Annotated in this window: 8 protein-coding genes and 2 pseudogenes; 5 read left to right on the top strand and 5 right to left on the bottom strand. The window is 64.6% G+C overall.

All coding sequences use genetic code 11. The features are described 5' to 3' along the window. Nucleotides 1-19: 19 nt before the first annotated feature. On the bottom strand, nt 20-943 hold the full coding sequence (locus ACQP2U_RS19170; protein WP_433715901.1) for a helix-turn-helix domain-containing protein: 924 nt from the start codon (nt 941-943) through the stop codon (nt 20-22). Nucleotides 944-1,060: 117 nt separating this feature from the next. On the opposite strand from ACQP2U_RS19170, the gene ACQP2U_RS19175 reads away from it, so the two are divergent. Next, entirely contained in the window at nt 1,061-2,104 is a 1,044-nt protein-coding gene (locus ACQP2U_RS19175) for an NAD(P)-dependent alcohol dehydrogenase (protein WP_433715902.1), read from the top strand. 1,180 nt (nt 2,105-3,284) lie between these two features. Here the strand turns inward: ACQP2U_RS19175 and ACQP2U_RS19180 are convergent. Further along, nucleotides 3,285-4,559 (bottom strand): PucR family transcriptional regulator, encoded by a 1,275-nt coding sequence (locus tag ACQP2U_RS19180; RefSeq protein WP_433715903.1) that lies wholly within the window; start codon nt 4,557-4,559, stop codon nt 3,285-3,287. 371 nt (nt 4,560-4,930) lie between these two features. On the opposite strand from ACQP2U_RS19180, the gene ACQP2U_RS19185 reads away from it, so the two are divergent. Beyond that, nucleotides 4,931-5,305 (top strand): hypothetical protein, encoded by a 375-nt coding sequence (locus ACQP2U_RS19185; protein WP_433715904.1) that lies wholly within the window; start codon nt 4,931-4,933, stop codon nt 5,303-5,305. A 410-nt stretch (nt 5,306-5,715) separates the two neighbouring features. Here ACQP2U_RS19185 and ACQP2U_RS19190 read toward each other — a convergent pair whose 3' ends face one another. Then, on the bottom strand, nt 5,716-7,941 hold the full coding sequence (locus ACQP2U_RS19190) for a SulP family inorganic anion transporter (RefSeq protein WP_433715905.1): 2,226 nt from the start codon (nt 7,939-7,941) through the stop codon (nt 5,716-5,718). A 582-nt stretch (nt 7,942-8,523) separates the two neighbouring features. Between ACQP2U_RS19190 and ACQP2U_RS19195 the strand changes: the two genes are divergently transcribed. Beyond that, a complete protein-coding gene (locus ACQP2U_RS19195; protein WP_433715906.1) occupies nt 8,524-8,706 on the top strand; it encodes a hypothetical protein in 183 nt (60 codons plus the stop codon). 532 nt (nt 8,707-9,238) lie between these two features. On the opposite strand, the gene ACQP2U_RS19200 is transcribed toward ACQP2U_RS19195, so the two are convergent. Both ACQP2U_RS19200 and ACQP2U_RS19205 read right to left on the bottom strand, forming a co-directional pair. Next, nucleotides 9,239-9,406, bottom strand: coding sequence for a hypothetical protein (locus tag ACQP2U_RS19200; RefSeq protein WP_433715907.1), 168 nt, complete (start codon nt 9,404-9,406; stop codon nt 9,239-9,241). A 138-nt stretch (nt 9,407-9,544) separates the two neighbouring features. Next, nucleotides 9,545-10,309: a tetratricopeptide repeat protein gene (locus ACQP2U_RS19205; protein ID WP_433715908.1), complete on the bottom strand. Its 765-nt coding sequence runs from the start codon at nt 10,307-10,309 to the stop codon at nt 9,545-9,547. A gap of 645 nt (nt 10,310-10,954) precedes the next feature. Between ACQP2U_RS19205 and ACQP2U_RS19210 the strand changes: the two are divergent. Together ACQP2U_RS19210 and ACQP2U_RS19215 are read left to right on the top strand one after the other, a co-directional pair. Beyond that, nucleotides 10,955-11,170, top strand: a pseudogene (locus ACQP2U_RS19210) (catalase); the annotation flags it as partial. A gap of 84 nt (nt 11,171-11,254) precedes the next feature. After that, nucleotides 11,255-11,470: pseudogene (locus ACQP2U_RS19215) on the top strand (catalase-related domain-containing protein); the annotation flags it as partial. Between the last annotated feature and the right edge of the window lie 29 nt (nt 11,471-11,499).

The following is an 11,499-nucleotide window of genomic DNA, read 5'->3' on the forward strand; positions in this document are numbered from 1 at the left end:
ACCCAGCCCAGCCGGGGCGTCAGGGGCGAGTTGAGTTGATGGGCGCTTGGGCGGCGTCCGTGCCCCAGCTGGCCAGGAGACACAGCGCCTCCGCCGACGGCGAGCCCGGTTCCGCGTGGTAGACACACAGGTACTGCTCCGCCTCGTCCGGGAGGTACAACGTCTCGTACGCCAGGGTCAGCTCACCGACCACAGGGTGCCGCATCCGCTTCACACCATGCCCCTTTTCCTTCACGTCATGCGTGGCCCACAGCCGCCGGAACTCCTCGCTCTTGACCGATAGCTCCCCCACCAGCGCCGACAGCTCCGGGTCGTCCGGATGCTGGCCCGCGTACAGCCGCAGATAGCTGACCATGTCGGACGCCTTGGAATCCCAGTCCAGGAACAGCCGCCGGTAGTCGGGAGAAAGAAAGGTCAGCCGCGCCCAATTGCGTTCGGCGGGCGGCAGCTGGCCCCAGTCGCCGAAGAGCGCCGCCGCCATCTGGTTCCAGGCGAGGATCTCCGATCGCGCCCCGGCCACGTATGCGGGCATCCTGTCCATCGACTCCAGCAGTTGCTGCAACGTGACCCGCACCTGCTGCTGCTTGGGTGCCCGATACTTGCGCCGCAGTTGCTTGGGCTTGGCGAGGTGGGTGAGGTGCGCGTGCTCGGCGTCGGTCAGCCGCAGGGCGCGCGCGATCGAGTCGAGCACCTCCGCCGACACATTGCGCCCGTTGCCCTGCTCCAGCCGTGTGTAGTAAGCCACCGAGACCCCGGCCAGCTGAGCCAGTTCCTCGCGACGCAGGCCCGGCACCCGCCGGTGCCGCCCTTGCCAGGGAATCCCTACGTCACCCGGCTCGAGCCGGGCCCGGCGAGTACGCAAGAACTCGCTGAGCTCGGCGCGCTGGTCCAGGCCGTCGGAGTGGGCGGCCTGAGCGTCGTCCGGGGCAGGATTGTCGCTCATGCTGTCCAGTATTCCCGGTCGTACGACTACGAACCTGATCCTGTCGGTGGTAGGACCACTGGACGTACGCAAAGCATGGCCTAGGCGAGTGCCGGTTCGTCCGGCACGCTGGAAGCCATGACCACCACTGTTGCCGCATATGCCGCGCCCAGCGCCAAGGCTCCGCTGGAGCGCACCACCATCGTGCGCCGCACGGTCGGCGAGCACGACGTACTGATCGCCATCAAGTTCGCCGGGATCTGCCACTCCGACATTCACCAGGCCCGTGCGGGCTGGGGTGAGGCCATCTTCCCGATGGTCCCGGGGCACGAGATCGCCGGCGTCGTCGAGGCGGTCGGTTCCGGTGTGACGAAGTTCAAGGTCGGCGACCGCGTCGGCGTCGGCTGCATGGTCGACTCCTGCCGCGAATGCGAGCCCTGCCGCAACGGCCAGGAGCAGCACTGTGTGCAGGGAAATGTGCAGACCTACAACGGCATCGGCAAGGACGGCGAACCCACCTACGGCGGCTACTCACAGAAGGTCGTCGTCGACGAGGCATTCACTGTACGCATCCCCGAGGGCCTCCCCCTCGACGTCGCGGCGCCGCTGCTGTGCGCCGGCATCACCACGTACTCCCCGCTCAAGCACTGGGGCGCCGGACCCGGCAAGAAGGTCGCTGTGATCGGCCTGGGCGGCCTGGGACATATGGGCGTCAAGATCGCTCACGCTCTCGGCGCGGAAGTCACCGTCCTGTCGCAGTCGCTGCGCAAGAAGGACGACGGCCTGAAGCTGGGCGCCGACCACTACTACGCCACCAGCGATCCGAAAACGTTCGAGGAGCTGGCCGGTTCCTTCGACATCATCCTCTCCACGGTGTCCGCGCCGCTGAACTTCGGCGCCTACCTGAGCCTGCTGAAGACGGCCGGCGCGCTGGTGAACGTGGGCGCTCCCGAGGAACCCATCTCGCTGAACCTGTTCTCGCTGATCGGGGGCGCCAAGATCCTCGCCGGCTCCATGATCGGCGGCATCGCCGAGACCCAGGAGATGCTCGACTTCTGCGCCGAGCACGGCCTAGGCGCAGAGATCGAGCTGATCGAGGCGAGCCAGATCAACGAAGCGTACGAACGGGTCGACAACTCGGACGTGCGCTACCGCTTCGTGATCGACACGGCCACGATCTGATCGACACCTCGTTGGTCGGGGGCGCGCTCACCGTGCCATCGGCCTGATCCCACGGGTAAATCGAAGCCCTCCTGGGGCTCCGGCAACATCACGCACAGAGAGATCGCCGGATCTCAGGAGGCTCGCCATGTCCGCGGACGCTTGGTTACGCTTCGTCCTCCCCTGATTTCTCGCCTTTCTATGCCGCACATAGGGCGCACCGAAAGTCGGCTATGCGCAATCGGATGCCCTGGATCACTACACCCGCCGGCCCCTCCGAAGAATCCGATACAAACCAGAATGCAAACCGGGGGGTCCGCGGGGCTGGGCCAAATAGAAACAGGGTAGGACCGGCACAATACCGGTCCTGACCTGCTATTTTGAGTGGAGCTAAGGGGACTCGAACCCCTGACCCCAACTTTGGAGTTCGAGTGGTCTCATGATCACCGCTGGGGCCGTCCATAGTTGGTATCGGCCGTCCATAGTTGGTATCGGCTTTGATCACCAGTCGCCACCCGAAAACCGCAGGTCGTTCCCGTTCCCATGTTCGACACGCCCCGGCCGGGGGCACGAAACCTGCGGCAACCGGACCAGAACCGTCACGCCACCGCTGTTTGCCCGATCACCAGCAGTTTTCGGTGTTGCAGGAGGTTGACGTACTGGTCGATTCCCCCTCCGGGCACAACCAGTACACCACGTCACCCGCTCTAGCTGCGGTTATGCAGGAGGGCGGGTGACTTTTCCGAGCCGAATCATCGCAAAACCGCAGGTGGTGGCCTGTGGGGGTTCGATACGGGTTCAGCTGAGAGAACCCTGAGAAACCAGCATGTCGACCCGGCGGATCGTCGACGGTCATATCACGAATGTCTTTCCAGCTCTGCAGGTATCGTCGATGTCCTAGCGCGCCAATAGCTTCGAGCGAGTCACCGCCGAAAGCAGCATCGCTCCGGTCATCGAGCCTCCGGCAAACCAACACCCTCGCCCTCCACCACGCGGCCGACCACCTGGCCCGCCGAACTCTGGCGACCCGGATCGACAACAGCCGGGTGGATTCACATCACCTCCCGTAGGTCCACCGGTCCGAGTCGGCCGCGGCCGCCATGGAACTATTGGGCTTTCAACTGGTAGTTCGGGTGGTGTCTGATGCCTTGCGGTGGCCTGCGATGTCCAACTGGTGGTTGCTGCTGCTGCGGCGCACACCCTATGGTCGCGTTCGAGTTGGCTGATCGAGTGCGGGGCGGCTGGTTGTGTCGGTTGTGTGCTGCGGGTATCCGCGGGCGATCAGAGCTGCTCGGAGGTGCCAGATACCGGAGAGTTTGGTTGGGTCGAAGCCGGTGAGTTGGCCGATTCTCTTGAGTCGGTAATCGACGGTGTTGGTGTGTACGTGCAGCGCCTGGGCGGTGCGCCGGCGGGTGAGGTTGTGGCTGAAGTGTCGTTGCAGTGTTTCGAGGAGTTCGGGGTGTTCGTCGAGTGGGGCCAAAATTGTGCGAAGCCATTCCAGACCAGGGCCCGGGCGGGTGAGCTGGTATTCCATCGCGAGTTGATCGAAGCGATATAGTCCGCGCGCATACTGCAGCCGCTGCACCATGTCGAGGAGTTCGTGTGCTTGGTCGGTGGCGCCCGGAATACGGGAGGTCGGGGCGGTGACGACCGTGGCGGTGATGGGAACCTGTGCGGCGCGTGACAATTCATCGATCAACGCGTCGAGGTCTTCGTTGGGCACCAGTGTCGCGGGTAGTAGGATCGTGCCGCCGTCGACGCTGAGTAGTGAAAGGGCATTGCCGGTGTACTTTTTGGCGAGCTCCGCTTGTATACGCCGAAGTTTGCGTCGTGCAACGACTTTGGCATCCAGGCGCGGGTTGTGTTCCTCCGGGTGTGCTGGGATGGCCACGGCGAGAATCCAATAGGATTCGGCGATCTCTATGCCGCACTCGCGCGCCATGGTAGAGGTGGAGTTGCCGCCGAGCAGAGCTGAGGTGAGCGTGTGCGCGGCGGTGTGGTGGTCGCTGACCACGGCCCGCAACTCCTTGACGTAGGCGTGGGAGACGGTGGCGGTGATTGTGTCGAGGATTTCGAGCAGTCGCCGGCTGGCCGACTTGATGCTGTCGAAGTCCGCGGCCGTCGCATCGGCGAGGACCAGGTCGAAGCCGAGCTTGAACCCTTCGTGTACCGCGTGGTGGATGGTGTCGATCGGGATGCCTTCGCGAGCCCAGCCTTCGGCGGCAGTGCGTAGTTTCTGGGTCCGCTCGGGGCCATCGGAGCCGTCGAGCATGCTCACGGCGAGCTCGAGGCAGGTCCGGGTGATCGTGGTGATGTCGCCATTGATCGCCTCGCCGGGCAACGTCCGGCACGGAACGATGTGCTCGACGAAGTGGCCGACCATTTTCCGCGATAGTGTCCGGACGTCTTTCAATGGCGATGTGACGGGCTGGCCTGAGACGATCAAGTCCCGACGGGCTGAACTGGCGATGGTCATTGTGACTCCCTTCCATCCCCGCGGCGTGGCGAAGCACATAACGGTAACGTGGCGATCGCCGGAATCGGTCCGGCTATCAGCGCTTCTGGGTTTTGTGGAATGGAGTTGATCACGCCGCTGTGATCAACCACAGATCTGAAGGCGCCGCCCCTGGATACGCGGTCGCTGGATTGGTCAAACGTCCGGTTGGCGTCGCGTATCGGCAATACGTTGGCCGAGTTCGCCGAGCACGCCACCGGGCCGAGATTGTAGGGAAGGTTCACAATCGAGATGACGCTCGGTTCGTTCGATCACTGAAATGAGCCGGTCAGCGCGAAGCCGCAGCGATCAGCCCGTACGGTCGATGTCTGAAGGGCGGCAGAGGGAGCGCCATGGCAGTGGACCCGCACGACGAACGCCGAACAGCAGGCGCAACATCCGCCCACAACGAACGCCCTCGACATACCGTCGCGGACCGAGTTCTCAAGGCCGGCATCGAACGTGCGCTCGTCGTATTCGACGCCGCCGAAGCCTCGGGTGCCCTCACATTCGATTGGTTCGAGCACGCCGCGACCCGCTGCGCACAGGAGGGAATCCCGATCGAGACGGTCCACGCGGTGGTTACCGAAAGTGTGACAGCGGCGTTGGGCCGACTTGGTTCGGCCACCGACGTCGTCGACGGCGGACCGGAAGGCGGGCTCGAACAAATCGCTCCCCCGAGTCTCCTCGACCAGCTGATCGCTGTCGTCTCGCGCGCCTATGCCTGACCGTCGGTGGCATAGCCGAAGGGCTGGCGGGCCTCGGTTCCGGTGAGCAGCCGTTTGAGGATCCGCGATCGTGGTTCGCTCCGGCACCGGCGGGCGCCCGTCAGCGTTGTAGCGCGGAATATCGGAATGCAGGTACTGGACGAGTTTTCCAGGTCGCTGTCTACGAACTGTGCCGAGGAGCGGTGTCGCTGAACGATCTCCTCGATCTGCAGCCCGGAAAGACAACCCGCAGTCGTTGGGGCTGCATGGTCGACCTTTCCCTGCGGACATGTCACAGGTACCAGGTCGAGTGCGATGCGATGATCCGATAGCCGGGATGCTGGGCGACACCGCCGCCGCGGCATGGCTGCGAGAACGTCGAGGCCTGGCACGACTTCGATTGGCGTGCAGGTGAACTCGCATCCAATCGGTCAGACGGTGACCGGTGCGGTGGCGTCCTGGTCGGTGATCTGGCTGATGCCATCGGCGGTGATCTCCAGCACGCAGGCAGTGGAGATATCGAAGAACAGGCCCGACACCGTCAGGCCGCGCTCCGCGACGGCCTCGCGCATAACTGGATGATTCTGCAGGGTCTCGAGCTGCATGGCGACGTTCACCATGCCCAGTTGAGCGGCTTCGTCGTAGCCCGCGGCCGCCGCGGCTAACCGTACCGGGTGCTCGGCCCGGTAGGCGTCCAGGCTGGGCCGGGCATGGGCGAGCCAGGCGTCCAGCCTCGTTCCGGCGGAGGTGCCGGCGAGTAGCGCGTTCATCGCACCGCACGAGGAGTGGCCGCACACCACCACGTTGCGCACCTTCAGGTTGTCCACCGCGAAGGACAGCGCCGCTTCCACCGAGGCGTCCGAACCATCCGCGGGGTGCAGGTTGCCGACATTGCGGACGGTGAACAGGTCGCCGGGGCCGCTGTTGGTGATCACGTTCGGCACAATCCGCGAGTCGGTACAGGTGAGGAACAGCGAGTGCGGATCCTGCCGATCCCGCAACTCGTCCAGGTGTGGCCGCAGCACGTGGGCGTGGCTGCGGTGATAGGAGGCCACACCGGCCGTGACCGCATTATCGCTGCGGTCGCGCCACGGGCCGAGTGCCTCGTCGAGCATGCCGCGCGCCCGGCCGCGCCGTGGTGGTCCGGTCATCGCGTGTTCCATGCGCGCGGTGCCGATCTCCACGAATTCCACGTTGCCGCCGATGCTTTCGTGCTGGCGGGTCCAGTCGTGGATGGCCTCGTAGGCGGCGTGGTCGAGGAAGTCGACGGTCAGCTCGACCAGTACGTCGGTACCGGTCGGGACCTTGGCTAGTTCCTTGGTCAGCTTCGGCAGCGCCATGAATGTGCATGTGCCGTCGATGGTGACGATCCAGCGGTCGGTGCCCGCCACTGGCGCGGCCTGTACCGACACCTTCACTACTCGCCACAGCAGCATCGCGAACGCCAGCGCCAGGCCGATCAGCACGCCCTCGAGCAGGTTGAGGAACACCACACAGACCATGGTCACCGCGTATACCGCCAGGTCGCCGGTGCGGTGGGCGAGCCGGATGTGGGCCAGCTTCACCAGCTGCATGCCCACCACGATCAGCAACCCGGCCAGTGCCGACTTCGGGACCTGCTGCACGACGCCCACCAGCGCGATGGAGAACACCAGGATCCACACGCCGTGCAGAATCGCAGATGCCTGGGTGCGTGCTCCGGCGGCCACGTTGGTGGAGCTGCGCACGATCACGCCCGTGACCGGGAGGCCACCGAGCATGCCAGAGGTGATGTTGGCCGCGCCCTGGGCCACCAGCTCCCGGTCGAAGTTGGTGCGCTTGCCGGTGTGCAGTTTGTCCACCGCCACCGCCGACAGCAGGCTCTCCACGCTGGCGATCAGGGCGATGGTCAGCACCGCAAGCGCCACCGCACCCCAGTCGCCGCCGGGCAGGCCGGGCAGGCCGATGGCGTCGAACAGCGAACCGTCGATCTTGATGCGCTCCGGATCGCCGGGCAGCACAAGCGAGAGCACCGTACCCACCAGCACCGCCACTAGCGGGCCCGGGATCAGCCGCACCCGCTCCGGCACCCAACGCCAGGCGACGATGATGCCGATGACGACCACGCCGACCACCAAGTCGTCACCATGCAGGTTCCGCAGCTGACCGGGCAGCTCGGTGATGTTCTCGAAAGCCGAGCTGAACGACGAGCCGCCCAACAGCACGTGCACCTGCTGCAGGGCGATGGTGACACCGATACCAGCGAGCATCGCCTGCACAACCACCGGCGCAATCACCAACGCGGCACGCGCGATCCGGCTCAACCCGAACACAATCTGTAGCAGGCCGGCCCCGACAGTGATGAAACAGGTTGTCTTCCAACCGAACTGGTGGATGGTCTCGGCGAGCACCACGCTCAGACCGGCCGCGGGCCCGCTGACCTGCAACGGGGAGCCACCCAGGAAGCCAACGACAATGCCGCCCACGGCGGCCGCGATCAGGCCGGCTGCGATGGGGGCATCGGAGGCGATGGCAATGCCCAGCGACAACGGCAAGGCGACGAGGAACACCACGATCGAGGCGGGCAGATCATGGCGAGTGATCGACGAAAGCCGATCGGACCAGAACCTGCCCAGCAGGGCATCCGATTCAGGTGTCGTATCGGTGTCGGTGGACATATTTCTCCTTCACCAGGCCGGTGGGCCGGCCCCAGTTTGTCGAACATGTTCTCCAGGCATCGAAGGCAACTGCCGGACAACGATGTCCGAGACCTCGATGTCCAGCGGCCTCTCAGGCGTGAGGAGTTTCCAAGATCAAACTACTGGCAGCAGCGCAGCGAAAAACGGGCCAGGCGAATGTTTGTGACCGACACTATTGCGAACGACAGCGTTTTCGGTGCCACCACAATGCGCCTCGGACAGAGTGACCGGGCTTCAACAGACTTGAGAACCCCACAAAGCGCAAGCACAAGCATAGATGCCACGGAAGCTGCAGTGGCGGCCATGCCCACGTAGCCGACCTCCAGGTACTCGACGGCTGCGACGAAAGACAATCAATCTACAGAATTCTCGTGTGTATTCACAACACAGTTGTTTTCGTGAATACCGCGGAATTATTGGGCATATCCACGAAAACTCCGCAAACACATAATCTGAGAACCCAAATTCTTGCCGACGGCGGGCAGCGGTCCCGCGGGCCGTGATCTGATTGGGCCGCCTCGAGTTCGGGGCTTGTCACATAGCACAACTGAGGATGACTGTATGAATTCAAGAATTATCCGTCGACTCGCCGTATTCGCGTTCGCGCTGCCCGCAATCGCGTTGAGCGCCGGTACAGCCTCGGCAGCAGCCGCCACGGCCACTCCGGTCGGTGGCTCGGTGGAATTGTGTATTCCCATCCCCCTTGGCTCGGCCGAGAACACCTTCTGCCTGCCTATCGGCTAGTTCGAGTTGGGTGCGGCGGTGGCGAGACCGTTCATGGCGAGCAGGATTCTGTTCCAGTTCGGAGCCGCCACCGTCGCGCGGCCTCGGTGGAGTTCACCGGGTGACGGTGTCGGCTCGCGGACGCAGTAGCGTCGATTGCGGGCCATACCGGGTAGTGCGCTACTGGTTGAAAGCTGTTGTCACGCTGAATGTTCGACCTGACAGTGCCTGATATGCGCTGGGCACTGGTCGAGCTCGCTTCTTTGGAGAAGGGGCAGTTCCGCAGCGTCGCGGAACGTGTCGGCAGTGGGTGCTCCTGACCGGGGCGGCAACCGATTTTGCCGCTCCGGTCTGCTGAGGCCGGTCATACGCGATGGCTGTATCCAACCAAACGTGTTGCCGTCCAACCGGAGTCGTGACGGAAACAGGCTCTGGCGCATCAGTGATCCGTGTAGGCGGCCGGCGATGTCGAGATGCAGTGTCCGCGCAGGAATGACTGCCCACGGGGAAGGTCGCCGGTAAGGATCTTGTCAGGAGATCGTGACCCGCTCCCTCAGCGGGCGGCGATGATCTCCGCGGCGACACGCTGTCCGGAGCGGATGGCGCCGTCCATGTATCCGGTCCCGTTGACCTTCCAGTAGCCGTTGTCCTGGAGGACTGGCGGCTGGTCCGAGTCCCTGCAGCAGCACAGCCACCGCGCCTGGGTTGCCGAGGGAGACATGGATGGCGGGGTTACGGGCAGGCTGCATCCGGGCCTGATCGTCCGGTCCACGAATCGACCCGCACCGGCACCGGTCGCGAACGTCGACGACAAGATCGGCCACTTCGAGTCGACCCGCCAAGCACCGGTTCCGGCGGGTCAGAAGATCCCGGCGATGTACGGCGCGCCGCTGCGTGTCCAGCCGGTCAGCAGCCCCTGCAGTTTTTCCTCGGCATACGGGTGGCCTGCCGCGGCGGCGGCGCGAAAGAACTCCGCCGCCTCGTCTCGATCCCGTACCTCGAGGACCACCGCCAAGTTGTACATGGAGGTGACATCGCCCGCCGCGGCCCCACGACGCCACCACTGTTCGTACTCCGCGACCCGCTCGCACCGGAAGTACAACGAGCCGAGGTTGGCCATCGCCGCACCGGAACCAGCGTCGACGGCCACCCGCAACCACCGCTCGGCCTCCTCGTCCCGTCCCAGCTCCGACAGCAGGTTGCCGAGGTTGCTCATCGCCTTCGTATCCCCCGCCTCGGCGGCCTGCGCATAGAATTCGACTGCCTCCTCTCTATCCCCTCGCTCGACCAGTTGCAACGCCAGATTGAATGCCGCGTCAGCATTCCCGGCCTCCGCTGCAGCCCGATACCAGCGTTCCGATTCAGCGAGCTGCCGCTGTTCGGATTTCAGAAACCCGAGGTTGTGCATCGCTTTCGTATCCCCAGCCGCGGCCGCCTGCACCCACCACTTCTCGGCAGTGGACTCATCGTCGCGTTCGACAGCCCGCAAGCCCAACGTCCGCATCGCACAGACATGCCCCGCCGACGCCGCCACCCTATATTCCGGCTCCGCCTCCGCCGCACGGTCCGCACGCGTCAACGCTTCAGCACGCTCGTACGCCGCCGCTCCACCATCACCATTCATGCCGAACCTTCCCTGCGCTCACCCCCGACCGTATCGCGCTGCGCCAGTACGTATTCGCACCCCTGGCTAGCGCCGCCGCACGCGACTCGGGCGCTCCCTGACGTCCGGGCAGCACCCTACCCGCCGGTAGTCACCGAACGCGGGCACCGAGACCGCCGTCAGGCTCGGCCGCTCGACCGAGCCGCTCGAGGCTCGCACCGCATCTCGGCAGGTAAGCCCTACTGGCAGCCGCACCCGCCCCGCGCCGTTGCCGCCGGAGCGCAGCACGACGCCTTCTCGCTCTGATCGCAGCATGTGCTCTGCCGTTCGTGCGGCGGAAAGTGTTTCGATCGGCCAGGCCCGATCACGCATCGACACCGGACGGTGTCGCTTCCAGTCGGCGACGCCCGATGGCCGCCAGCCACCCTCGACCCGCTACAGCGGTGATCTCACTGACGGGCCCTCGGTCTGATTGGCGGAAGAGTAGGATTTTTTTCCGCAGAGCAGTGCGGGTGTAGCGGCGTTTTCGGCGCTCGAAGCACTGAGGATGATCGGCGATTTATACGTTGCGCGGTGTGATGCCGCGACGGTGTGTCCATTTGTGAGCTACAGGTTCGCCGCGCTAGGTCACTTCCCCGGATTTCCACACACATCGGAGGTCGGGAGATGAATACCTCACAGTCGAAACTGACAACAGATTCGGGTATTGAAAGCGACGAGTTTTCGCTGACTGTCGGTCCCGGAGGCCCGATTCTGCTGCAGGATGCCTATCTGATCGAGCAGATGGCTCAGTTCAACCGGGAGCGGATCACCGAGTGGCAACCGCACGCCAAGGGCAGCGGCGCGTTCGGCCGGTTCGAGGTCACCCGTGACCTCAGTGCCGCCAGCGAGCACTACCCACCCGCCAGTTGGTACACCGACGGCGACATCGTGCGTACCGCCTATGAACGACACCGCGAAGACGAGGATTGGGGCCAAGCGGGAACCCTCGTCCGCACCGTGATGGATGCCGCAGCACGTGATCGCCTCGTCGACACCATCGTGAGCCACCTGCTGGCCGGCGTAACCGAGCCGGTCCTGAAGCGTGTCTTCGAATACCTGCGCAACGTCGATACCAGCCTGGGTGACCGAGTCGAACACGACGTTCACGCACACAAAGGTGTCCACGCGGCCAAGTCCTGATCACAGCCGCATCGACCTGAGGCGCATCG

The organism is Nocardia sp. CA-084685 (assembly GCF_050955785.1).
Classification (GTDB): Bacteria; Actinomycetota; Actinomycetes; order Mycobacteriales; family Mycobacteriaceae; genus Nocardia.

Coding starts and splice junctions, on each gene's coding strand:
- ACQP2U_RS19185 (WP_433715904.1), top strand. CDS start 4,931: ATGGCAGTGGACCCGCACGACGAACGCCGAACAGCAGGCGCAACATCC.
- ACQP2U_RS19195 (WP_433715906.1), top strand. CDS start 8,524: ATGAATTCAAGAATTATCCGTCGACTCGCCGTATTCGCGTTCGCGCTG.
- ACQP2U_RS19180 (WP_433715903.1), bottom strand. CDS start 4,559: ATGACCATCGCCAGTTCAGCCCGTCGGGACTTGATCGTCTCAGGCCAG.
- ACQP2U_RS19200 (WP_433715907.1), bottom strand. CDS start 9,406: ATGTCTCCCTCGGCAACCCAGGCGCGGTGGCTGTGCTGCTGCAGGGAC.
- ACQP2U_RS19170 (WP_433715901.1), bottom strand. CDS start 943: ATGAGCGACAATCCTGCCCCGGACGACGCTCAGGCCGCCCACTCCGAC.
- ACQP2U_RS19175 (WP_433715902.1), top strand. CDS start 1,061: ATGACCACCACTGTTGCCGCATATGCCGCGCCCAGCGCCAAGGCTCCG.
- ACQP2U_RS19190 (WP_433715905.1), bottom strand. CDS start 7,941: ATGTCCACCGACACCGATACGACACCTGAATCGGATGCCCTGCTGGGC.
- ACQP2U_RS19205 (WP_433715908.1), bottom strand. CDS start 10,309: ATGAATGGTGATGGTGGAGCGGCGGCGTACGAGCGTGCTGAAGCGTTG.